The organism is Bacillus yapensis (assembly GCF_005280205.1).
Classification (GTDB): domain Bacteria; phylum Bacillota; class Bacilli; order Bacillales; family Cytobacillaceae; genus Robertmurraya; species Robertmurraya yapensis.
The window spans coordinates 1-22978 of sequence record NZ_SUND01000004.1; the positions used below are offsets into that span (position 1 = coordinate 1).

Here is a 22978-nt window from a genome sequence, read left to right on the forward strand (position 1 = left end):
CAAGAGCAAGGTTTGAAATTCTTAACAAATGTGATTTCATAAACTTTCGAACCGCCGTATACCGAACGGTACGTACGGTGGTGTGAGAGGTCGGGGGTTAGTCACCCCCTCCTACTCGATTGTCTAAAAATCAACATTTTATTACATCTAAGGTGAACAACGTTGTAAGAGATTGACACCTCTGTTATATGTGTGTATACTGATTATATACAGATATAACAAAAGAGGGATGTTATGTAGTGAATATTATTATCTCAAACACTTCGGATGAACCAATTTATTTACAGATAGTAGATCAATTGAAAGAACAAATTGTTCAGGGAGAACTGGTAGAATCACAATCGCTCCCATCAATTAGGAATTTAGCCAAAGAGCTAAAAATTAGTGTTATTACAACCAAAAGAGCCTATGATGAGCTTGAAAAAGAAGGGTTTATCGTTACTGTTGCCGGAAAAGGTTCATATGTTGCAGCAATCAACAAGGAAATGTTCCGTGAAACCAAAGTAAAAGTAATTGAAGAAAAAATGACTGAAGCAATCAATACAGCAAAACTGGTGGGCTTAACTTTAGAAGAGTTGCAAGATATGCTCAAAATAATTTATGAGGGGTGGTAAAGATGAATAAGATATTAGAAGTTTCCAATTTATCTAAAAGCTATAAAGACTTTTCATTAAAAGGTATCAATATTACCCTTGAAAAAGGCTATATAATGGGTTTCATCGGTCCAAATGGTTCTGGAAAAAGCACCACCATAAAACTAATAATGAACTTAATTAAAAAGAATAGTGGTAACATAAAAATTTTTGGTTTAGACAACGAACAAAATAATATTGCGATTAAGGAGAGAATTGGCTTTGTTTATGATGAAAATCACTTTTACGAGGAATTAACTGTAAAAGAAATGAAGGATGTCATAAGTCCATTTTATAGCAGATGGGATGAAAGAATTTTCAATAAATACGTTAAAGATTTTGAACTCCCTTTAAATAAAGAAATTAAGCATTTGTCAAAAGGGATGAAGATGAAGTTCTCTTTAGCCATTGCTCTTTCACATCAAGCTGAACTTTTAATAATGGATGAACCAACTTCAGGATTAGATCCACTTATACGTTCTGAACTATTAGATGTTTTACAGTCATTGTTACAAGATGAAAACAAGTCAATTTTCTTTTCGACACATATTACTTCCGACTTAGACAAAATTGCCGACTTTATTACTTTAATTAATAATGGCGAAATTATATTGAGCAAAACAAAGGATGAACTTTTAGAAGAACACTGTATCGTAAAAGGGAGTAAAAAACAATTAAATAATGATCAAGGAAACTTTATTGGCTTAAAACAAAATGATTTTGGCTTCGAAGCATTAAGTAAAAATAAAAAAGAAGTAATTAAACAATTTGGGGATTCCATAATGATTGAAAAACCGACACTCGAAGATATAATGGTGTTTTATACAAGAAGGAGTGATCATCATGTATCATCTCATTAAAAAGGATATTTTAATGCAAAAGAGAGCTTTAAAATTATCTATTCTTTTAATAATCTTTTTTACTTTCACACTTTCAAATATTGGTCCAGCTGGATTGACGATTGGAGTATTGGCTATAACATATCAATTAGCTTTAGGAGCAAGTGCTTTAGAAGACAAGAATAATAGTGATATCATTCTTATTAGCCTACCGATTAAGAGAACTACCATTGTTTTATCTAAATACGTATCTATCTATTTTTATGCCGCTTATGCAATTCTGGGATTTTATTTGGCTTATTTGATTATAAACTTATTAAATCTTCGCCTTGATATTCCTTTTAATTTTACTGGCCTAATTGGTGCGATTATTGCTGTCACTTTATTTTGTTCGATTTCTTTTCCTTTAATTTTTAAGTATGGCTTTTTAAAGGCAAAAATGGCAAACTTAATTATTTTCTTCGTATTTGTATTTGGAGGAACCGGGTTGGTAAGTTATTTAAGTGAAAACAATAAATTGATGTTGAGTCAAGATTTAATCACTTTCTTGAAAAATAGATCAGATATTGAAATATTTATAATTTTAATGGTTCCACTGGTTCTAATACTTATTTGCTCGTATTTTGTTTCACTTAATTTTTATAGGAAAAGAGAATTTTAAAACTAATAGAGGGATCTGTGATAAAGGTGAAATAGATTTGAAAAATAAAGGAAGGAGCAGTAAAATGTATAAATTAGGTAATATTTTGATTGTATCAGGTATTTTCCTCATACTCTTATCTACAATAGGTAATTTCCTTAAATTCTTACCTGAAGTTTTAGATAGTTACTATTTGGCAAGTACAGGCACAGTTTTTACGGCTTCGGGAATAATACTCAAGAAAAGAAAGCCACTTGATAGAAAATAAATTAGTACCTAATGAGTAACATTAAAAGGATCAGAAGAGCTACTATTTTCTGATCCTTTTATTAGTCAAGGAGAATAAAATAAAACATTGGTTTAGACTTTTTTGTCTCGAAAATATATAGAGGAAGGAGTTTAGACTTTTATGTCCGAATTGTTTAGACTTTCTTGTCTTTGTACAAAGGGGAGGGATAGATTTCGCTCCTCTTATAAAATTCATTTTTTCTAGTTTACATAATATACATTATGAGTAATTGAATAAAAAGAGATAAACCACGTCTCAATACCAAAGTATACTTAAGATAGTGAGACAAAACGAAAAAATTCTAGGATTTCTAACGAATCTTCATAACTTACAATTCTTTTGGTTCTTCCTCAGTAAAATGAATTCTAATTTTCACATAAACCTTTTTCGTTTTACTTATTTTCATTTTCTAAATTGATTACTTCTGTGCAGCGCTTAATCTTAAAGCTCGTTTTTATTCAGTAAAGAATTTCAGTTTACTTTAGTATTAATAACTTCAAAGCAAATATACTGGCTATCGATCTAATAAAAAAACATTATATACACCAATTTAAACGTGTCTCCTCCCTTCTATTTTCCCAATACATACCTCTATTAAATTCTGCATTTACTCTCTATATTTATCTATATATCTAGTTAATTCTCTTCTGGGAGGCAGATAAATGAAGAAATTATTATTCTTTCTAATATTAACTTCACTCTTAATTTCTATGAGCCCACCGGTTCATGCTGATATAAATAAAGAAAACGTTATTATTGTATTTAAAGATGAAATAGACCAGAAAGCCATTGAAAACGTTAATGGTGAGATTCAAGATGAATTTAACAACCTGCCAGTCGTAACTGGAGAAATTCCAGAGGCGGCCATAGAAATTCTTGAACGTGATAAAGATGTATTAGCTATCGAAATTGACCAGCGTGTTTCGATTACGGCACAGAATCCTGATTGGGGTATTAATACAATCGAAGCTCCAGCTGCTTGGAATTCACAGCTTACGGGGAAAGGTGTGAAAATTGCTGTATTAGACACGGGAATATCCCCACATGAGGACCTTATTGTTTCTGGAGGGATTTCCTTTACTTCTTATACGAAATCCTATACTGATGATAACGGTCACGGAACACATGTTGCTGGGATTATCGGTGCTGAAAGAAATGCTTTCGGTACTGTCGGTGTAGCGCCAGATGCAGACGTTTATGCAGTAAAAGTCTTAGATAAATCGGGTTCTGGCTATCTTTCCGATATCATCAGGGGAATTGATTGGGCGATTAGCAATAAGATGGATATTATTAACTTGAGCCTAACTGCCACTGCGGATTCTGTAGCATTACATCAGGCTGTGGATAATGCCTATAACCAAGGAATATTGGTCGTAGCAGCTGCTGGTAATCATGGAAACGGCGATGGAACTGGAGATACAGTTGAATACCCGGCGCGTTATGAGTCTGTAATTGCAGTTTCTGCTACCGATTACTTAAATCAACGTGGCAGTTTTTCAGCTACAGGTAATTCGGTTGAAGTATCTGCTCCAGGTGTGAAAATTTTGAGCACTTATTTGAACAACAGTTATGTAAGTATGTCTGGGACTTCAATGGCTACGCCATATGTTGCTGGCACACTAGCGCTAATGAAACAAGCGTATCCGACCTATACTAACATTCAATTGCGTAAAAATCTGGTTGGATCCACACAAGATTTAGGTGTTGCTGGTAAGGATGCTTATTTCGGATATGGGCTTGTAAAAGCTCCTGTAATTGTCAATTCTGTACAACAAGAAAAAGCTACAGAAACTCCAGTCAATACCGAAGTGAAAACGCCAATTAATAATACACATCAGCCAGCTAAGCAACCAACGCCTCAAGTAATAAACACAGTTCCGAAAAAGCAAGAAGTAAAGCCTCCAATAAAGAAAAATATGGTCACAACGCTCTCTACTACTGCTTCCAGCTATAAAGTTGGGAAAACGGTCGTGGTATCCGTAAAAGTTGTAGACAAAGGAACGAGGAAAGCTCTTGCTAATAGCGCTGTGAAATTAACAATTACCCCACCTAAAGGGAAAGCGAAAGTTGTAACATTAAAAACGAATTCCAAAGGACAAGCATCTTACAAAATGGCGACCAATAAGTACACAACAAAAGGAAATTATAAGTTAACGACTGCTACCTCTATCGCAAACTACAATACAGCGTATTCGTCTAAATCAATACGCATCAAATAGTGTTCAATTTCTGGCTGATTCGTTACATTCTTAGCGAATCAGCCATTTATTTTTTATAAAAGAGCATAGTTTATCATTTTCTCTATCTTTGGTATAGTTAGCATAGCTAATACAGAAAGGAATTAACATAATGAAATGCTTCTCTATTGATTTAGACGGTACACTTTTAAACTCAAACAGTGAAATCCCTGAGGAAAACCTTAAAGTACTTCATGAATTGCAGGAACAGGGTCACAGTGTCATCATTAATACAGGTAGAGCTCTTGAGGACGTCCTTCAATTTGATGCTATTAAGCAGTTAAATACGCCTATTATCACGATAAATGGAACTGTTTTATATTCACAGGACAAAGATGTTCTATTTGAAGCATCGATCCCGGTATCTCTATATAAAGAGTTATTTCCGACTTTGCAAAAGCTTGGTTTATGGGTAATGGTTTATACAAACCAAGGTGGATTTCCTTGTAGAAATCCATTATTACGTGGTAAAAGTGATGATGAAATTGAACAAATTTTTGCTGGATATAACTATGATCAAATTTTTGAAAAAGAAGATCTCAAAATTTATAAAGTCATGGCTGTCTCTCGCCACGACCAATTAGAAAAAATTCAACAGGTGAAAGAAGCAATTGAAGGCAAATTAGAAATATCTATGGCGTCTTCCCATCCAAATAATGTGGAATTTACTTCTATAGAAGCAAATAAAGGTACTGCTCTTCTTCGTTATCAGAAGTTAACGGATACTAAGTTCGATGAGATTTATGCCTTTGGAGATGGCGGAAATGACGTGGAACAGTTTAAGGTAGCTACGACTTCTGTTGCTATGAGCAATGCTCCAGCTGAAGTTCAAAAAGAAGCGGATATCATTACGAAAAGTAACGATGAAAATGGATTTGCTCATGCTGTGCGCCAATTAATTGGGCTTTAATACTATACTAAAAAGCTAGGGACGTTAACTATCCCTAGCTTTTATCGTTTAGAATAGCATAATCCTCTAATCTTGGTACAAAATATCAGTGTTCATAAGGAGGTGTAATCATGCCTAATCTAAACGATAATAAGTTCAGAAAAATTCAATCAGAAAGCCAAAAACAAGGGAAATCTCAAGAGGAATATGCTGCTGAACTTGAAATGAACAAATTAAAGAGTCAAAAAAGGAAATAACCCTACCTTAAAAAGGCAGATATACATTCTGCCTTTTATAATCAATCATTTAGTTAACATAATCATGTTATGGTCAATACATACCCTATCCCTTCACATGCAAACAAAAAACACAGGGTTTTCCTGTGTTAAGAAACAGATTCTTGTAAGGCAGTGGTTAAGTACTGACGTGGTGTTCCATAATATAATAATTGATTATATAATAGATAGCTTGACTCAAACTGGATATATATTGGTGAATCAAGCAACCATGGATAATACTGATAAAACCCTCTATCTCCATAGACGATTGAGGTTAAGGCTAAACTCAACTCTTTTTGGAAGATCATAAAGCGGATTTTGGCGTATTGCTCGTCATACTCCCCACCGCATACATAGACTTTTCCACTCAGAATATACTGCCCCATACGTGGTATCCATTCTGCTAGAACCTCATTACGAAAATTTGCATTAATGGCACTCTCGTCGTAGCAATAGCCAATCGTTAGAAATAATTCCCCTGTCTCATCAGTAGTCATTGTATATTTTCTTTCATCAACAGGCTTATAAGGGGTGGCAGGCGGTAAGAATTTCACACTGAGGTTAGAAGGAATGAACTTGCTCATAGAAGGTGTCCCCCTAAATGATGAAGTATTGAACTACCTTATAGTATGTTAAAAATTAGCAATAGGTGACATGTGCCTATTTATTCTTTCCCTTTTTCGTAAGAAGTTTCGAAAACCTTTGTACGGAGTAGCTCCCATTTTCCGTTTTGAAATACCCAGGTTGATTCGATTCTGCCAATGACATCAGCGTCATAAGCCCCACTAATTTGTTGCGTCCCTTTTAACCCTACCTTCTTCCCTCTTACTTTAACAGGCTCTAGCTTACTATATGCGTGAATCATTAGTTCTGTTGGCTCATTCATTTTTCCTTGAAAATAGAGGCCTGTACTCTCATAATCCTCTGCTCGATTTTTCAAATTAAATTTATACGTTTTATGATTGTTTTCAATTGTAATCTTCGCCTTATATCCATTTAAAAATTGGCTCTGGACCACAAGTGGGTCTGGTACTGTTAAATCAGTTACCTGAAAGTCTTTAGCCGTATATAAATAATAATTCGATACTCCACCACTACCATGTGTAGGCACGGCCACCAAAATGTCTTGTGCTCCATCCCGATTCAAGTCCCTGAATGTCAATTTAGGCTTAAATCCGTCCTCTAGGTCAATCTTCTGATTATGACCATTAGGATCTGATATATGAATGGTGATATTTTTATAAAGTGATTCATTCTCTTCTAAAAGGGTCCCTTTTACTACAATATTCTCAGCAAGTCCATCCCCTGATATATCCACTTCAGACTCAGCAATAACTTTTGATTTTTCCTTTGCTTCTTCCTCCACAGCGTACACTACAGTAATTGCTGTCATGGACATAAAAAAGAATGCTGAAACGAGAAAAAACATTTCTTTTTTCATGCGTTAGTGCCTCCCTTTTACACGATTACGCATATTATGTCCAGTTTTTGGTAAAAGATGCAAAAAAATCCCCCAGGCTACAGCTATCCAGAACAAAATAAAAAAAACAGTGTGCCTCTCGCACACTGCTTTCATAAGGATTTGTTTTATTCCATCTCTTTGTCTTTTTTGCTCCAACCTTCAAGGTCAATGAGCTCAGGAATGCTATCAGCATAAAAGACAGGGTCTTTCTTCTCTTTTCTCTGTCTACGATAATCATTTAAAGCCTTGTAAGCAACTTTTCCTAGGAGAAGAATGGCTAAAATATTAATCAACGCCATCACACCCATAAATAAATCGGCTAAGCCCCATACAAGTTCAAGGTCAACAACTGCACCAAACAATACCATTCCGATAACGGCTAATCGGTAGATGAAAATCATTGGTGAGCTTTCCTTGATAAATTCGATATTCGTTTCTCCGTAGTAGTAGTTCCCGATTACAGAGGTAAAAGCAAATAAGAAAATGGCAACAGCAACGAAAATCTTTGCCCACTCGCCTAAGTGAGAGCTTAACGCAGATTGAGTTAATTGGATCCCTGTTGCTCCTGACATATAATCGTTTGATAAGAGAATCATAAACGCTGTTGCAGAGCAAATGATGATAGTATCCACGAATACACCAAGAGTTTGAATTAAACCTTGTTTAACGGGGTGAGACACACTTGCTGTAGCAGCAGCGTTTGGTGCACTTCCCATACCTGCTTCATTGGAGAACAACCCACGTTTAATCCCCATCATAATCGCTGCTCCTAATCCTCCACCAGCAACCTGTTCGATTCCAAAAGCATTTTTAAATATTAATGCGAATAATGCTGGAACTTCAGTAATATTGATTAAGACAATATATAATGCGATAATGATGTAAATCGTAGCCATGATTGGAACAATGATTTGAGAAAAATTGGCAATTCTTTTCACCCCACCAAAAATGACCACAGCAGTAATAATGGCTAAAACAACCCCTACACTAAAACGACTAAATCCGAAAGCTTCGTTGAAAGCGATCGAAATCGTATTAGATTGAACTGTATTGAAAATAAGACCAAAGCAAAATGTAATGATTACGGCGAAAAGGATCCCCATCCAGCGACTCTTGAGTCCTTTTTCCATATAGTAAGCAGGACCACCTCTGAAACCATCCTTATCCTTTACCTTGTAAATTTGCGCTAAAGTACTTTCAACAAAGCTTGAGCCAGCACCAAGAAAGGCAATTAACCACATCCAAAAGACTGCCCCAGGACCACCAGTAGCGATTGCTGTCGCTACCCCTGCAATATTTCCTGTTCCTACCCTCGAAGCGGCACTAATACAAAATGCTTGGAAGGAAGAGAGTCCTCTCTTGCCTTCTGAGGATAATAGAGCTTTATCTCCGAGAATTCGAAACATCTCGCCAAAATATTTAACCTGTACAAATTTCGTTCGGATACTGAAAAATAGACCAGCACCGACTAAGACGACTATTAATATGTAGCTCCACATGATGTCATTTAAAAAATTAAGTAGTCCCACAACTGTTCCTCCTGGTTGTCTAATAATTGTTATGAATATAAAACCATATTTTAAATTAAATATCAAAATTTATAAAAAGTTCCCTGCTATTTTTGTAGCAGGGAACTTTATTTATTCCATACTTTCCTTAACGGTTGATTCGATTTTCCAAAGTGAAATGATTTTTCCACTATCTGTTTCATCCATTAAGAAAGAACCATTTGTATAGCGGTCGTTAAATCTTAAATCGGATGCTTTGACGCTTTCGATTTGTCCCTTTTCAGACTGGATAAAGATTTCGTCTTCATCCCTTGCAAGAGTTGCACCTGCAACTCGATGTGGATTCGATTTAAGCTCTCTTAGCATCACGACACCACGTTTTGCTCGTCCAGTTAACTCAAATTCAGATAGCTTCATTCTTTTGATGGAGCCACGCTGAGTCACAATCACGATGCTCTCATTTTTAGAATCCTGAATCACGCTTCCACTAGTAATATAGTCGCCATCCTTCAGGTTCATTCCCTTAACTCCAGCAGCACGAGCACCAACAATGCTGACCTCTTCTTCAAGGAAACGTAATCCATAACCTAAATGGGTCGTTAAGAAGATCTCTTTCGTTCCATCAGTTTCATAGACATCAATAACTTCGTCTGAGCCCTTTAAATTAATTCCTACAAGCGGCTTCGAATATCTTTGTGCCTTATAATGCTTTAATTCTGTTTTCTTAACCATGCCTTGTTTTGTGACAAATAGTAAGAATACTTCCTTTTCAAAATCTTTTACAGGAAGTGCTTTGATAATCGTCTCATCTCGATCGATTGGCACGATATTCGCGATATGCTGGCCAAGGTCTTTCCAACGAATATCTGGAAGCTCATGAACTGGGCAGTATAAATAATTACCTTTATTTGTGAATAACAAGACAACATCTGTCGTATTTACCTCTAATTGAGCAAGCAAGCGGTCTGAATCCTTCATCCCGAAATCCTGTCCGTTAGAAGCCGCATAGGAACGAGTACTTGTACGTTTTACATAGCCTTCCTTCGTAACGGATACGATAACATCCTCACTGGCGATTAATACTTCTAAGTTGATTTTGATTTCTTCAATTTCAGCTTCTATTTGCGTACGTCTTGCATCAGCAAAACGTTTTTTAACATCCTTCAGCTCTTTCTTAATGACGGATAAAAGCTTGCTCTCACTAGCTAAAATGGCAGTATATTCTTCAACCTTTTTCGCCAGCTCTTCAGCTTCTGCTTGCAGAGCGGTAATATCCGTATTCGTTAAGCGATATAGCTGTAAGGAAACAATCGCTTCAGCCTGAGCCTCAGAAAATTGGAATTTAGCAATTAAATTATCCTTCGCATTACGCTTATCCTTAGATGCACGGATTGTTGCAATAACTTGATCTAAAATCGAAAGTGCCTTCATAAGACCTTCAACAATATGCTGACGGTCCTTTGCTTTTTGTAGGTCGAATTGTGTTCTTCTCGTAACTACTTCTTTTTGATGCTCGATATAAGCATCTAATAGTCCAATTAAGCCCATTAGCTCTGGACGTCTATTATGAATTGCAACCATATTGAAGCTGTAAGTCACTTGAAGGTCACTATTTTTATAAAGGTACATTAGCACGCCATTTGCATCGGCTTCTTTTTTCAAATCGATCACAACGCGAAGGCCAGTACGGTCGGTTTCATCACGAACCTCAGAAATTCCTTCGACTTTGCGGTCTAAGCGGAACTCATCAATTCTCTTTACGAGATTGGCTTTATTCACTTCGTATGGAATTTCAGTAATAACAATTTGTTGTTTACCGCCACGCGTGTTTTCAATTTCAGCTTTTCCACGAATGATGAATTTACCTTTACCAGTTTCATATGCCTTCTTAATTCCATCGACACCTTGGATAATCGCGCCAGTTGGGAAGTCAGGACCTTTAATGACGGTCATAAGATCATCGACAGTTGTAGAAGGATTGTCCATACGCATGATAACCCCATCAATAATCTCAGCAAGATTATGTGGTGGAATATCTGTTGCATATCCAGCAGAAATCCCTGTTGAACCATTTACCAATAGGTTCGGATACATCGCTGGTAAAACAGTTGGTTCATTAGCTGTATCATCAAAGTTTGGAACTAAATCAACGGTTCTTTTATCGATGTCTCTTAGCAATTCTGAAGCAATCGCGGATAATCGCGCCTCAGTATAACGCATCGCTGCAGGCGGATCTCCGTCGATACTTCCGTTATTCCCGTGCATTTCAACGAGCACGTTGCGGACCTTCCAATCCTGACTCATCCTTACCATTGCTTCATACACAGAGCTGTCTCCATGTGGATGGTAGTTACCAATTACGTTTCCAACCGTTTTCGCTGACTTACGGAAGCCTTTTTCATGGGTATTGCCCTCTACATGCATCGCATACAGGATTCTGCGCTGTACCGGTTTTAGCCCATCACGAGCATCCGGTAAAGCGCGATCCTGAATAATATATTTACTGTAACGACCAAATCGATCCCCAATTACATCTTCTAACGGGAGGTCACGGATGTTTTCTACTGAACTCATGATTCAGTAACCTCCTCTTCAACGATAATATTTTCATTTTCTAAAATACTTCCATCTTCTTCAAGACCGAAAGCGACATTTGATTCAATCCATTTTCGACGAGGTTCAACTTTATCGCCCATCAACGTTGTGACACGTCTCTCAGCTCTAGCTGCATCATCAATTCTGACGCGAATTAAGGTACGCGTTTCTGGATTCATCGTAGTATCCCAAAGCTGATCCGCGTTCATTTCTCCTAATCCCTTGTATCGTTGAATGATATAGCCTTTTCCAATCTTGTTAATCGCACCTTGGAGTTGATCATCGCTCCAAGCATATTCGATGACTTCTTTTTTGCCTACGCCCTTACTCACCTTATAAAGCGGTGGAAGAGCAATATACACCTTACCAGCTTCAATCAGCGGCTTCATATAGCGATAGAAGAACGTTAAAAGTAATACTTGAATATGTGCACCGTCTGTATCGGCATCGGTCATGATGACGACTTTATCATAATTACAATCCTCTACATTGAAGTCAGCACCAACGCCAGCTCCAATTGTGTAGATAATTGTATTGATTTCTTCGTTCTTGAAAATATCTTCTAGCTTTGCCTTTTCAGTATTAATAACCTTACCACGTAAAGGAAGTACGGCCTGGAACTTACGGTCACGTCCTTGCTTTGCTGACCCACCGGCTGAATCACCCTCAACGAGGTATAGTTCATTACGTTGTGGATTACGAGATTGGGCAGGCGTAAGCTTTCCTGATAGGACAGCTTCTGATTTCTTTCTCTTCTTTCCGCTACGTGCTTCTTCACGAGCCTTACGTGCAGCTTCACGAGCTTGGAAAGCTTTAATGGCCTTTTTGATTAAAAGAGAGCTGATATCCGGGTTCTCTTCAAAAAAGTATGATAAATGTTCTGAAACAACCGAATCAACAGCGGAACGGGCTTCACTCGTTCCTAGTTTTCCTTTTGTTTGACCTTCGAATTGAAGTAATTCTTCAGGAACACGTACTGAAATAATGGCTGCAAACCCTTCACGTATATCAGAACCGTCTAAGTTCTTATCCTTTTCTTTTAAAAGGTTAATCTTACGAGCGTATTCATTAAACGCACGAGTCATCGCTGTTTTCGCACCAGCTTCGTGCGTTCCCCCGTCTTTTGTACGGACGTTGTTAACGAACGATAAGACGTTTTCAGAGTAGCCATCGTTAAACTGGAACGCGAAATCAACTTCAATGGCACTTGAAGAACCTTCAAAGCTGATAACAGGATGAAGAACGTCTTTTTCCTCGTTTAAATATTGAACGAAGGCTTCAATTCCATTTTCATAATGGAATTCTTCTCGGAAGTCGTTGCGCTCGTCAATTATTTCAATTCTCATGCCTTTTAATAGAAACGCAGATTCTCTTAAACGTTCACATAATGTTTCGTAATTGTAAGTAGTTGTTGAGAAAATTGTTCTGTCTGGTTTGAAATGAATGATTGTACCAGTTTGATTCGTTTTTCCGACTTTCTCTAGTGTTGTCACTGGGACTCCACCGTTTTCGAAGCGTTGTTCATAAACGAAACCATCTCGCTTAATTTTTACGACTAGCCATTCAGAAAGGGCGTTAACTACGGATGCACCAACCCCGTGCAAGCCTCCACTTGTTTTGTAGCCGCCTTGGCCGAATTTTCCTCCGGCATGAAGGACTGTAAAGATAACTTCAGGCGTGGGCTTGCCAATCTTATGCATCCCTGTTGGCATCCCGCGCCCTTTGTCTTGAACCGAGATCGAATTGTCTTTATGTATTTTGACAATGATATGATCGCCATGCCCTGCCAAGGCCTCATCCACGGAGTTATCTACTATTTCATATACTAAATGATGAAGACCACGTGAGTCTGTACTACCAATGTACATACCGGGACGTTTACGAACAGCCTCGAGACCCTCTAGTACTTGTATGGCATCATCATTATATTCAAAGGTTTGTTGATTACTTGCCACTTATATACCCCTTTCATCTACTGCAAACCACGGGAATGAATCGTTCCCAGGATCAATACATTTCTAGCCTACGTTATTTCTGTCTGTTTGGATAATATTTTTCGAATCCACTCTCTTATTCTGCAAAAGATTCGAAAACCCTTTATGTATTAGGTATTTTCACTGTTAGAACGAGTGTTCCTTAAGATCATCTTATCATACTTAAAGGTTTTTTGATTTAAAAATTTATTGAAATCTATGAGGGTGAGCATGCCCGATGGAGAAATATACTAGTTTTTACCTAATTTCGGCTAATGCTAAACCCTTACAATAAAACACGTCTATGCCTTATTTTATATAAATATAATGATTTAGCAAATAGGTAATTGAAAAATAGCATTCAAAAGCCATGATACATCAATGTTCATTTGTAAATAAAAACTGCCGAGATGACTCGGCAGTTCGTTCGAAAGTACTATTTTGTTAAAGCGTGTTCCACTTTAATGCAACGGTCCATAACGACCGTATAACCTTTATCTATTAAAAATTGATAAGCCTCTTCGTTGACGATTCCTTGCTGTGCCCAAAAAATTTCAGCATCGATATCAGCAAATTCTTGAGCCACATCCATAAGGTGTTCTGGACGACGGAAGACATTGACAACATCAATATGTCCTTCAATTTCTTTTAAGCTTTTTACCGCTTTTACTCCTAGCACTTCGTCCACTGTCGGATTAACGGGAATGATTTCATAGCCTGCATCCTGCATCGCTTTTGAAACCATGTAAGATGTTTTATCAGGATTACCACTTAAGCCAACAACCGCAATACGCTTTACTCTTTTTAAAATTTTTCCTAGCTCTTCACGACTTGGAATTTCGATCGCCATTAATAGGTCCCCTCTCAAGTTTTAGCATAAAAATAGTGTTGTAATAATTGTACGTTTTTAATATAGAAATTTCTAGAAATACGTCTTATTTGGTCTCTTGTGTTACTTGTTTTTCCATGTTCAGTGCAAGCCAGGCTGTTTCATCAGCAAAATATCGTGACCAGCTTGCAACACCTGCTAATTCATATTTCATGGCTAATTCCGCTCTTTTCTTCAAAGATAATTCGTCTTCAAGCCAAATTTTGTAGGTCGTTTGCTCTTCTGTGACATATAGCTCTGCATAATTCTGTCCACTAGCTTCATCGTAGGTAGGTGTAAGTTTATTCGTATCCAACCATTCTCTTACCTCATCCATCGCTAATGCTGTAGAAGAAACGTCACCAGAATCCGTAACTGCCCATAAACGGGTATAGAGTGGGACACCAAGAATAAGCTTTTCGTTTGGTACGAGCTCTAACAGGTCCTGAAGATTATTTTCCACCCATGGTAGGCTCGCGACGCTTCCTGCTACTGGCGAAGAGCCCCAATGCTCGTCGTAGGCCATAACAGCCAGGTAATCGACGATTGTAGCTAATTTTTCTCTTTCATAGAAAGCAGACCAATTTCCGCTCGCCATAAATGTAATGTCCATCGAAACGATAAGTCCCGCTTCGTGAAAATACGGAGTTGCTTCTCGAACAAATTGTGTCACTAATGGACCATGTTCAGGATTGACGTTTTCAATGTCTAAGTTGATTCCATCTAAATGATAAATTTGGCTATAATGTAAAAGCTCACGAATCATTTTTTGCCGCGTTTCAAAATCCTTGAAAGCCTTATATGTTAAATCAGGATCAAAGGCATTGGAAAACAGTCCCCACACTTGATAGCCTTTACTCTTCGCCCAATTGACGTAATCAAGGGAGCCAAGATTTTTGATTTCGCCACCCTCGTTAGCAAGCTCAAACCAAGTTGGCGATACGACGTTCACGCCGGGCATCTGCGGAATGCTATCGGTTTTAGGGTTTTTCGTATAAACAGCTTCCCATGTTAGTTGAATCGGTCCTTCAATTTTCGGGAGTGTCGCTTCCTTTTGCTCCTGAACGACAGTTATCTGTTCTGTTTTTCCTTTATTCACGAGCTTCTTATGAACATAACCTGCTGTACCGTCGACCTTTCGAACGTAATAATAATCGTCCTTCTCACCTTCTACAAAAATCTCTTCGTTCCCTTTTGTTTCAGCCGTGTAAGGAGAGCGGAGCGTAGCATCATTTCTTAGACGTAATTTTTCTTTATGTACATCTTCACCTGTAATCGTGCCATGAACAAGTTCTTCCCCATTTTTCTGAATCCAGACACTTGAGATTTCTGGTAAGACAGAATACTGAATCGGATATAAGTCAATCACCGGTTCTAGAGCAAGATAAAGTTCACCTTCTTCATCTTTTATCGGTGAAAAATGCAGTTGAACAGGCTTTTCATTCACGTAATAAGTTAATGATTCAGATGGCATTTGTACGACTTTGTCTGCAGTTGTAATAATGATTGAATTTGATTTTTCATCAAACGTAATGCTCTCATCAATATTCTCCTGCATAAAGGTTAAGGGTACATATACACTGTCCCCATCGATAATCGCATTTCCTTGCTGCTTTCCTTCAAACAGAATCGGATTCTGCCCTGAAAAATAATCAACCTTCTCTTTTGTAGCAAATGGATATAAAAGTAATAGAATACTAGATACAATCAAAATGACTGAGAGACATAGTCCTCCAATGATCCACCTAGTAGGTATTGCAGTTTTTTTGTGATATTCAATTCGAGCCATTTCTCCAAATCCTCCCTGTCTTCCATCCTAACGAATTCACCTACGCTTGAAAAGGAAAACTTCTATATCCCTATCCTATTTAACGACTTTCATCGACAAAAAGTTTCATGGTGTAAAGAATTGTCATTATGTTAAAAATAGAATGGTTCACGAAATATGATGGTGATCTCACATAATTCCGTGTTAAAATAGTACAATGTTATAGTAGGTCCTAATTTTAAAAATGCGTTTTCGCTATTCTTATGGACTAACAGCTTTTTAGCGAAGGAGAAAGATTATGATCAGTATTGGAATTATCATTTTAGCTTATTTATTGGGGTCTATCCCTTCTGGCCTTATTGCTGGAAAAGCACGTGGGATTGATATAAGGCAGCATGGAAGTGGAAATTTAGGAGCAACAAATACATTCCGCGTATTGGGCGTAAAAGCGGGAATAATTGTGACACTGGTAGATATTTTAAAAGGAACTCTTGCAACATTACTTCCTTTCCTTTTACATCAAACGGATGAAACTCATGCATTGGTCGCAGGGTTAGCGGCAGTTGTTGGTCATATGTTCCCGATTTTTGCTTCTTTTAAAGGTGGAAAAGCAGTTGCAACTTCAGGTGGAGTATTACTAGGTTATGTGCCACTCATGTTTCTTGTCATCGTTGTGGTCTTCTTGATTTCTTTATATATCACAAAATATGTGTCGTTCTCTTCTATTATTGCAGCAGTAACAGCATTCATTTATGCGATTGTATTTGGCGGAGGAGACATCCCACTTATTATCGTTGCTACATTATTAGCAGGCTTTGTCATTTATCGTCATCGCGCAAATATTGTTCGTATTAAGAATAAAACAGAACCTAAAATAAAATGGCTATAGCCGTATCGAAGACCGCATAAAAGACGGTCTTTTTTAATTGCTGTTTTCGTAATGATTGTGGTTTTTTCGTAAATGTCCAGAAGCCGACATTTACGCCTCCAACTAGGTTCAGTGGCACACATTAATTTTGCGCGGCACTTTTCGCTACTCCTATATTGTTTTTTGAGGTTAAATAGGTAATTTCTTTACCAATTTAGATCCAAAAGCAACAAAGTTTACGAAAAGAGCCTTTTTAATTGATTGGTGTTCTATAAAAAGAACTTCATGTTCTTTATTGATAAAGAATGATTTGTTCTGTATAATGAACATATGAAAATATTTATACATATTTTGATGTTTTTCGCCATAGATATATACAAAATGTATTTTGTGATAAGGATGGATGAAAAATGGAATATAAACAATCAGATATCGAGCTTGCAAGTTTCGAAAAGCTGAAAAAGGAATTTGACGAAATATCGCTGCAATCGTCGTATTTAGCAAATGTCGGTCAGTTAGCTGCTGGCATTGCCCATGAAATTAGAAATCCATTAACAACGATTAAAGGCTTTATTCAATTGATGAAACCCTATTTAGTAGAAATTGAAAAAGAAGAGTATGCGACCATTGCTCTAGAGGAAATTGAACGTGCTAATACGATATTATATGAATTTTTGAATGCAGCGAAACCACATGTTAATGAAGCGAAACATATAGATGTGAATCGTCTAGTAAAAGAAATTACGATTTTGTTTGAAGGGGAAGCGCACTTGCGGAATATTACGATCTGTACAAATTTAGGGCCGGAGAATCCTTCTCTTTTTCTCGAAGAACATCAATTAAAGCAGGTCTTAGTCAACGTTGTAAAAAATGCTTTCGAGGCTGTTCCTGCGACAGGTGGAGAAATTATACTGAGTACAGAAGTTCGAGATGAAATGGTATTGTTTCATATTGGGGATAATGGCTGTGGCATGAGTGATGAGACCGTCCAGCGTATCTTTATGCCATTTTATACGACAAAAGCAACAGGAACAGGGCTAGGACTCTCTGTATGCAATGACATCATTCATCAACTTGGTGGAGAAATTGAAATCAAAAGTCAGCCTGGTGTTGGTACGGACTTTTTTATTTACTTGCCATACAAACCAGCCCTCTCTAATTGATAGACAAAAGCGGATCCTCGCAAAGAGAATCCGCTTTTGTCATAGCCTATAGCTTTATTAGTTGAAGCTTGTTTCTACCTAATGGATCTTTCACATAGTCAAGCTTCGTATGGTCAAAATACACCTTATCTTTTTCGTGAATTAAGATGTTTACATCCTCAAATGAATAGACTTCATCTTTTTCTAATGGTCGCTCTTCCAGAGACAACTTAATTTGTGGACCGCCTCAGCCAATCCCCATCGTGACTCTTACATATAATGCTTCGTTTTCCTGCTCTAAAACGGAACGTAAGAAGTTATAGACACTTTCTGTTATTTTGAACATGTTCCACCTCGTATAGCGATCTATTTAAAAACTAAATGGGATCTCTTATTTTCTTCTTTCAGTATTCTTTTTTCGTGCTCTCCGATTAAATCAAAATGGGAGTAGCCGTCTTTGCGGATGTGAATCCACTCTTTTTTCAAGCCGTACTGGCGTCCCCAATTGGCCAATCGCTGCAAATCTTTACAACCTACTTTTGTAACAGTATTACATCCTGGAAAGCGGTCGTCTAACCAGTAGTGGGTTAAAAAGGCGATCTCCCCACGATCAATGGCATCCTTCCATGCCTTTACTTCCTCGCGTTTGATCCCAAAAGCCATGGCAGCACCCCTTCTCTATTTCTATTAGCTTTCAATAGGCTGTTTCTTGGCTTTTTCATATGCCTCATGCCAATCTGGATATTTTCTCTTAATGGAAATGGGTCTAAAACTATCTTTTTTCACACAAACATGCTTAGACTCACCGGTAACACAAACATCTCCGTCCGCGTTTAAAATATGATAGCGATAAGTGATTTTAATGCCATCGTATACTTCAATCCATGTTTGAACAGTTGCAGTTTCCCCGTAACGAAACGGTTTTTTATAGGATACCTGGACATCTAAAACAGGTGAAATAATTCCGTCCTCTTCTACTTCAGCATAATTAAAGCCCATGTCTTTAATCAGGTTTGTACGGCCAACCTCCATCCAAACCAAGTAATTAGCATGATAGACGACACCCATCTGATCGGTTTCTGCATAGCGAACATCGATTTCTTTCGTTGATACTAACATTATGCATCCCCTTCTCTCATCTTAGTTAGTGATTTCTCTATATCGCTTTCGGTAATTTCAGTTACCTTGTCCATTGCGACGTTGAGATTGTCCTCCTTAAGTAATCGCATGGCTTGCGCCTGTATCGCTTCATCCATTAAATTTGTCGCAAATCTCCCGTTTCCGCCGATACTCATTTTGCCTAGTTCTTCTTTTAAGTAAGCTTTCGCCTTTTTCGATAACTTGTACTGAAAATGAGCCCCATAATGTTCCATAATCTTAATAAGCTCTGTAATTGAATAATCATGGAAATGAAAGAACTTTTTAAAGCGAGATTTCAAGCCCGGATTGCTTTCTAGGAGTTGTTCCATTTCATTCGGATATCCAGCGAGGATAATGACAAGATTCTCATTATGCTTTGTCATCTCATCCACTAAAGTATCAATGACCTCTTTTCCGAAATCTCCAGAAGTGTGACTAAGAAGAGAATATGCTTCATCGATAAAAAGGACACCGCCAAGCGCCTCTCTAATCACTTTTTTAGTCTTAATGGCCGTTTGTCCGACATAGCCTGCTACAAAATCAGCACGGCTTGTGACAATTAAATGTCCTCTTTTCAGGATTCCACATTCTTTTAACGCATCAGCATAGATTTTTGCCACGGTAGTTTTTCCGGTACCTGGATTCCCCATAAAGACAGAATGGAGCTGGAGTGGAAGAACAGGAAGGTTATTTTCTCTTCTGATTTGTTGCATTCTCACAAATGAGATAAGTCTTCTTACTTCATCCTTCACTTCAGTTAAACCGATCAATTCATCGAGTCTTTCACTAGAGCTTACATCAGCCGTATCATCCTCCACTTCAAAATCATCCTTCTCAAGAAGACTATAGTCGAGGATGTTTTCGTTTCCTGGCAGCCTTGACCCCTTTTTGAAAATTGCATCGAGTACTAAGTTCCGTACGGTTCTCGCGTTACCGAAAGTATCATCGACTCGTTCTTTTTCAAGACATTTTCGTAGCTGAATTTTCGCTTCTTCTGTTAAAACATAATCATTGTCATGAGCAAATTGCTCTGCAATTAAAAGGAGTTCATCATCCGTGTAATCCTCTAAATGAATAAGATTGGATCTTGGAAATCGACTACGTAGGCCAGGGTTCGCATCTAAAAACTGTCTCATTTCATCCGGATAGCCTGCAAGAACGACAGCAAATTTTCCGCCAAATTCTTTTCCTGTCATGAGTGAGACAAGTGTATCGATGGCTGTTTGTCCATAATCACTGCCTGTTTGTCCTTCACGTTTCAGACTGTAGGCCTCGTCAATAAAGAGAATGCCACCTACGGCTTTCTCTACCACTTTTCGAACGTTCTCTTCGGTTTGTCCCACATATGCACCGACGAGCTGGGAGCGGTCCGTTTCGATAACGTCCTTACGTGGCAATACACCTAGTTCATGATAAATTTTGGCGAGTAACCGTACTAGCGTCGTTTTTCCAGTTCCAGGATTCCCCGTGAAGACCATGTTAAGACTCATTTCGTCCTTCGTTTGAAAGCCAAAATTCTTACGTGTTTTTTGGTATTTTAGAAATTGATATAGGGCATTTACCCGCTGCTTTACTGTTGCTAGACCTATCATCGCATCGAGTTCTTTTAATGGGCTTTCTTCATTTGCTTCAGAATCCACTTCTTGAAATACTTCTGCCCATTCTCCCTTAATTCTGTCTATATTAACGAGATGGGCTTTCATATCGAAGAAATAGGTTGTGTTATAAAAGGCGCCAGAAATGGACTGCTCGAATTCTTCAGCAGCTGTTTTGACTCCAGCAACTCCTTCTATTGCTTGTTCTAACATACCAATCAAAAGCCTATACTTTTCAGTAAGTGCATCTTCTTCTAGGTCTTTTATATTTTTCAAAGACTTTTCTAAGTCCTCTATATGATTTTCACAATCGTCTAAAAAGACATTACATAATTCAATGATCGTCTCAGCGGTTTTCTTCTTCAGCTGTCGATTGTCTGTTTCGCGGATTGTTGGAAATGCAAGAGTGTTCAGAACGTCTTCCTTCGTCTTCCAATGAAATTGTGCTAAATACCTTTTAGCATATGCATTGTTTGGATTAAGCTTTCTGGCCCGCTCCATCCAGGCACTTGAAAGCGAATCATCGGTCCCTGCTTTTTTAGTTCTAGACAGTGCAGCTATCGATAAAAGGGTTGAAAGAACCGCATTATCGGTTTCAATTTTTATTTGTTGTAACAATCTATTTTCATCTGTTATGTAACCATTGTCTTGAATTTCATTTTCCCATGCTAAAATCATCTTTTTAATACTTTCTTGCTGGGCTTCCCGTTGATTCATATTTATCACTTCTCTCCTAATTTCACATACCATCTTATCATATTTCTTTTTCTGTTAAAAAGATGTGTGACTCGGCGAGTGAGCAAAAAAATAGACCCGAATATGTAATCGGGTCCATCTGTCATTATTTATTCATCGTGTTGAGCACTGTACTCATCTTTTATTTCTTCACGCATGCCAGCAATGCTTTCACGTCTTCTTTCATTTTTCGCTTCAATATCGGCTCTGTCCTTCTCGTTGGAAAACTCTGCAGTTGCTTCTGCTTCTTCCATGTTTTCAATTGTATTGTGAACCATCTCTTGAAGCTTTTCGACGTTATCACTTCGGTCATCTGGTTTTGGTTGATTATTCGCCATCTTACTTCCCTCCGATATTAGTTGAATGGATACAGAGATAGTTTGCATCTATCTATAGAAATTATGAGGGAAAGAATAGCTAATTTAGTCGTTAGTTTACAATAATCAAATTATGTAAAAAAAGTGGGCTCGCCTATCAAGACGAGCCCACTTTAGGTTATTCTCCTTTAGTCTGAATCACTTGGGCATGTTTGCCGGAAGTATCCTGCATGCTCTTGCCTTTATTACCTCCAAAACCTCTACCTTGAGTTCCGATGTGGTTCGGAGTGTAGTGATTACTATTTCTTCTGTGCGAAACACTTTTGCTCATCATGATCCCCTCCTACTTATTAGGATCGATCATTTTCAAAAAATCATGACTGGCAAATTTATATAAAATTTTATCTTGCTTGACCTAAGCGTTTTTTCTCTAGGCGCTCTTCAATTTTTTCAAGAGCTTCTTGATCCTGTAGAAGCTGACGCTTGTTTTCTAAAACGAGTTCTGAAAATGAACGTTTTCTTGGCTTTCTCATGCTCACTCACCATCCTTACCACTATAGTAACAGTCATTATCTCCAGTAACTGTTCTAATTATTACAACTTTTTGAAAATTTATAGTTCATTCATGCCCGAAAAAGGCAAAATTAAAACCTTAGCAGCTTTGGCTAAGGTTAGAGTTCGTTTGTAAATTTCTTCATTTGCTCTACAGACAACGGTCCTAAATATTTGTTTTGGATAATGCCCTCTTCGTCAATAAAGAAGGTTGTAGGTATCGTTAAGATTTTATAGGATCTCATAACTTCCTCATCATTATCTAATAGGATGGGAAAGTTAACTTTAAGCTTCTCCGCAAATTCTTTCACGTTATTATCAGGATCAAGATTCACCGCTAATATTTGTACAGAATTGCCTTTCTCAGTATAAAACTTTTGGATTGCTGGCATCTCTTCCTTACATGGTGGGCACCATGTTGCCCAAAAGTTTAGCATGATTTTTTTGCCTTTGAACTCTGATAGCCGTACAGGTTTCCCCTCTAGATTGAGCAATTCAAAGTCTGGTGCTTTTTCTCCAATGGCTAGACCGGGAATTTTTTCAGGTGGAATTTGATTTGGATCAACCGATTTTTCATTTGTCATAGCATTTACAACAGCAACGGTTAATAAGCCGAACAAAAACACAAAAGGAATGATTTTTTTAATCATA

24 protein-coding genes are annotated in these 22978 nt (G+C 37.6%); 9 read left to right on the forward strand and 15 right to left on the reverse strand.

Going from position 1 to position 22978, the window contains the following annotated elements; translation table 11 throughout:
• Positions 1 to 239 precede the first annotated feature (239 nt).
• The 7 genes from FAR12_RS06185 (at position 240) to FAR12_RS23935 (ending at position 5783) form a co-directional block, all read left to right on the forward strand.
• Positions 240 to 614 carry a GntR family transcriptional regulator gene (locus FAR12_RS06185; RefSeq protein WP_126407440.1) on the forward strand — a complete coding sequence of 125 codons (375 nt, stop codon included), beginning with the start codon at positions 240 to 242 and terminating at the stop codon, positions 612 to 614.
• A gap of 11 nt (positions 615 to 625) precedes the next feature.
• A complete protein-coding gene (locus FAR12_RS06190; RefSeq protein WP_212734381.1) occupies positions 626 to 1492 on the forward strand; it encodes an ABC transporter ATP-binding protein in 867 nt (288 codons plus the stop codon).
• On the forward strand, positions 1476 to 2132 hold the full coding sequence (locus FAR12_RS06195; protein WP_126407444.1) for an ABC-2 transporter permease: 657 nt from the start codon (positions 1476 to 1478) through the stop codon (positions 2130 to 2132). Before FAR12_RS06190 ends, FAR12_RS06195 begins: the two co-directional genes overlap by 17 nt.
• A gap of 37 nt (positions 2133 to 2169) precedes the next feature.
• Entirely contained in the window at positions 2170 to 2379 is a 210-nt protein-coding gene (locus FAR12_RS06200) for a hypothetical protein (protein ID WP_126407446.1), read from the forward strand.
• Positions 2380 to 3062: 683 nt separating this feature from the next.
• Entirely contained in the window at positions 3063 to 4619 is a 1557-nt protein-coding gene (locus FAR12_RS06205; RefSeq protein WP_126407448.1) for a S8 family peptidase, read from the forward strand.
• Between the two features lie 130 nt (positions 4620 to 4749).
• Complete coding sequence (locus FAR12_RS06210; RefSeq protein ID WP_126407450.1) at positions 4750 to 5547, forward strand: HAD family hydrolase; 798 nt, start codon at positions 4750 to 4752, stop codon at positions 5545 to 5547.
• 110 nt (positions 5548 to 5657) lie between these two features.
• Positions 5658 to 5783, forward strand: a complete 126-nt coding sequence (locus tag FAR12_RS23935) for a hypothetical protein (RefSeq protein ID WP_264191567.1) — start codon at positions 5658 to 5660, stop codon at positions 5781 to 5783.
• Between the two features lie 128 nt (positions 5784 to 5911).
• Here FAR12_RS23935 and FAR12_RS06215 read toward each other — a convergent pair whose 3' ends face one another.
• From FAR12_RS06215 to FAR12_RS06245, 7 genes are all read right to left on the reverse strand, one after another.
• Positions 5912 to 6388: a staygreen family protein gene (locus FAR12_RS06215; protein ID WP_126407452.1), complete on the reverse strand. Its 477-nt coding sequence runs from the start codon at positions 6386 to 6388 to the stop codon at positions 5912 to 5914.
• 80 nt (positions 6389 to 6468) lie between these two features.
• Positions 6469 to 7245 (reverse strand): hypothetical protein, encoded by a 777-nt coding sequence (locus tag FAR12_RS06220; protein WP_126407454.1) that lies wholly within the window; start codon positions 7243 to 7245, stop codon positions 6469 to 6471.
• Positions 7246 to 7391: 146 nt separating this feature from the next.
• Positions 7392 to 8795 (reverse strand): alanine/glycine:cation symporter family protein, encoded by a 1404-nt coding sequence (locus FAR12_RS06225; protein WP_488154033.1) that lies wholly within the window; start codon positions 8793 to 8795, stop codon positions 7392 to 7394.
• A 111-nt stretch (positions 8796 to 8906) separates the two neighbouring features.
• Positions 8907 to 11348, reverse strand: coding sequence for a DNA topoisomerase IV subunit A (gene parC / locus FAR12_RS06230; RefSeq protein WP_126407456.1), 2442 nt, complete (start codon positions 11346 to 11348; stop codon positions 8907 to 8909).
• Positions 11345 to 13324, reverse strand: a complete 1980-nt coding sequence (parE, locus tag FAR12_RS06235; protein ID WP_126407458.1) for a DNA topoisomerase IV subunit B — start codon at positions 13322 to 13324, stop codon at positions 11345 to 11347. Before parE ends, parC begins: the two co-directional genes overlap by 4 nt.
• A 454-nt stretch (positions 13325 to 13778) precedes the next feature.
• The gene (locus tag FAR12_RS06240) at positions 13779 to 14192 is read right to left on the reverse strand and encodes a CoA-binding protein (RefSeq protein WP_126407460.1); all 414 of its coding nucleotides are present in this window, start codon (positions 14190 to 14192) and stop codon (positions 13779 to 13781) included.
• An 85-nt stretch (positions 14193 to 14277) separates the two neighbouring features.
• Positions 14278 to 15999 carry a glycosyl hydrolase family 18 protein gene (locus FAR12_RS06245; RefSeq protein WP_126407462.1) on the reverse strand — a complete coding sequence of 574 codons (1722 nt, stop codon included), beginning with the start codon at positions 15997 to 15999 and terminating at the stop codon, positions 14278 to 14280.
• A 277-nt stretch (positions 16000 to 16276) separates the two neighbouring features.
• Here FAR12_RS06245 and plsY point away from each other — a divergent pair, with 277 nt between their 5' ends.
• Positions 16277 to 16867: a glycerol-3-phosphate 1-O-acyltransferase PlsY gene (plsY, locus tag FAR12_RS06250; protein WP_126407464.1), complete on the forward strand. Its 591-nt coding sequence runs from the start codon at positions 16277 to 16279 to the stop codon at positions 16865 to 16867.
• Between the two features lie 389 nt (positions 16868 to 17256).
• Positions 17257 to 18009: a two-component system sensor histidine kinase NtrB gene (locus tag FAR12_RS06255; protein ID WP_126407466.1), complete on the forward strand. Its 753-nt coding sequence runs from the start codon at positions 17257 to 17259 to the stop codon at positions 18007 to 18009.
• Between the two features lie 46 nt (positions 18010 to 18055).
• On the opposite strand, the gene FAR12_RS23340 is transcribed toward FAR12_RS06255, so the two are convergent.
• The 8 genes from FAR12_RS23340 to FAR12_RS06290 all read right to left on the reverse strand — a co-directional run bounded on the left by FAR12_RS23340 (position 18056) and on the right by FAR12_RS06290 (position 22977).
• Positions 18056 to 18217 carry a hypothetical protein gene (locus FAR12_RS23340; protein WP_170972118.1) on the reverse strand — a complete coding sequence of 54 codons (162 nt, stop codon included), beginning with the start codon at positions 18215 to 18217 and terminating at the stop codon, positions 18056 to 18058.
• Positions 18218 to 18354: 137 nt separating this feature from the next.
• Positions 18355 to 18651, reverse strand: a complete 297-nt coding sequence (locus FAR12_RS06260) for a hypothetical protein (RefSeq protein WP_126407468.1) — start codon at positions 18649 to 18651, stop codon at positions 18355 to 18357.
• A 24-nt stretch (positions 18652 to 18675) separates the two neighbouring features.
• The gene (locus tag FAR12_RS06265) at positions 18676 to 19107 is read right to left on the reverse strand and encodes an acyl-CoA thioesterase (protein WP_126407470.1); all 432 of its coding nucleotides are present in this window, start codon (positions 19105 to 19107) and stop codon (positions 18676 to 18678) included.
• Complete coding sequence (locus tag FAR12_RS06270) at positions 19107 to 21440, reverse strand: AAA family ATPase (RefSeq protein ID WP_126407472.1); 2334 nt, start codon at positions 21438 to 21440, stop codon at positions 19107 to 19109. The genes FAR12_RS06265 and FAR12_RS06270 overlap by 1 nt, the downstream gene beginning before the upstream one ends.
• Before the next feature lie 128 nt (positions 21441 to 21568).
• Positions 21569 to 21796 (reverse strand): small acid-soluble spore protein Tlp, encoded by a 228-nt coding sequence (gene tlp, locus FAR12_RS06275; RefSeq protein WP_126407474.1) that lies wholly within the window; start codon positions 21794 to 21796, stop codon positions 21569 to 21571.
• Between the two features lie 157 nt (positions 21797 to 21953).
• Entirely contained in the window at positions 21954 to 22106 is a 153-nt protein-coding gene (locus tag FAR12_RS06280; RefSeq protein ID WP_246010308.1) for an acid-soluble spore protein N, read from the reverse strand.
• A gap of 70 nt (positions 22107 to 22176) precedes the next feature.
• A complete protein-coding gene (locus FAR12_RS06285; RefSeq protein WP_126407478.1) occupies positions 22177 to 22308 on the reverse strand; it encodes an FbpB family small basic protein in 132 nt (43 codons plus the stop codon).
• A 138-nt stretch (positions 22309 to 22446) separates the two neighbouring features.
• Positions 22447 to 22977, reverse strand: a complete 531-nt coding sequence (locus tag FAR12_RS06290) for a peroxiredoxin family protein (protein ID WP_126407480.1) — start codon at positions 22975 to 22977, stop codon at positions 22447 to 22449.
• Between the last annotated feature and the right edge of the window lies 1 nt (position 22978).

Bases quoted from the DNA above. Each gene is read 5' to 3' on its own strand.
- FAR12_RS06205 (WP_126407448.1), top strand. From the start codon at position 3,063: ATGAAGAAATTATTATTCTTTCTAATATTAACTTCACTCTTAATTTCT.
- FAR12_RS06260 (WP_126407468.1), bottom strand. From the start codon at position 18,651: ATGGCTTTTGGGATCAAACGCGAGGAAGTAAAGGCATGGAAGGATGCC.
- FAR12_RS06210 (WP_126407450.1), top strand. From the start codon at position 4,750: ATGAAATGCTTCTCTATTGATTTAGACGGTACACTTTTAAACTCAAAC.
- tlp (WP_126407474.1), bottom strand. From the start codon at position 21,796: ATGGCGAATAATCAACCAAAACCAGATGACCGAAGTGATAACGTCGAA.
- FAR12_RS06280 (WP_246010308.1), bottom strand. From the start codon at position 22,106: ATGAGCAAAAGTGTTTCGCACAGAAGAAATAGTAATCACTACACTCCG.
- plsY (WP_126407464.1), top strand. From the start codon at position 16,277: ATGATCAGTATTGGAATTATCATTTTAGCTTATTTATTGGGGTCTATC.
- FAR12_RS23935 (WP_264191567.1), top strand. From the start codon at position 5,658: ATGCCTAATCTAAACGATAATAAGTTCAGAAAAATTCAATCAGAAAGC.
- FAR12_RS06240 (WP_126407460.1), bottom strand. From the start codon at position 14,192: ATGGCGATCGAAATTCCAAGTCGTGAAGAGCTAGGAAAAATTTTAAAA.
- FAR12_RS06270 (WP_126407472.1), bottom strand. From the start codon at position 21,440: ATGAATCAACGGGAAGCCCAGCAAGAAAGTATTAAAAAGATGATTTTA.
- FAR12_RS06255 (WP_126407466.1), top strand. From the start codon at position 17,257: ATGGAATATAAACAATCAGATATCGAGCTTGCAAGTTTCGAAAAGCTG.
- FAR12_RS06265 (WP_126407470.1), bottom strand. From the start codon at position 19,107: ATGTTAGTATCAACGAAAGAAATCGATGTTCGCTATGCAGAAACCGAT.
- FAR12_RS06245 (WP_126407462.1), bottom strand. From the start codon at position 15,999: ATGGCTCGAATTGAATATCACAAAAAAACTGCAATACCTACTAGGTGG.
- FAR12_RS06285 (WP_126407478.1), bottom strand. From the start codon at position 22,308: ATGAGAAAGCCAAGAAAACGTTCATTTTCAGAACTCGTTTTAGAAAAC.
- FAR12_RS06220 (WP_126407454.1), bottom strand. From the start codon at position 7,245: ATGAAAAAAGAAATGTTTTTTCTCGTTTCAGCATTCTTTTTTATGTCC.
- FAR12_RS06195 (WP_126407444.1), top strand. From the start codon at position 1,476: ATGTATCATCTCATTAAAAAGGATATTTTAATGCAAAAGAGAGCTTTA.
- parC (WP_126407456.1), bottom strand. From the start codon at position 11,348: ATGAGTTCAGTAGAAAACATCCGTGACCTCCCGTTAGAAGATGTAATT.
- FAR12_RS06290 (WP_126407480.1), bottom strand. From the start codon at position 22,977: ATGATTAAAAAAATCATTCCTTTTGTGTTTTTGTTCGGCTTATTAACC.
- FAR12_RS06215 (WP_126407452.1), bottom strand. From the start codon at position 6,388: ATGAGCAAGTTCATTCCTTCTAACCTCAGTGTGAAATTCTTACCGCCT.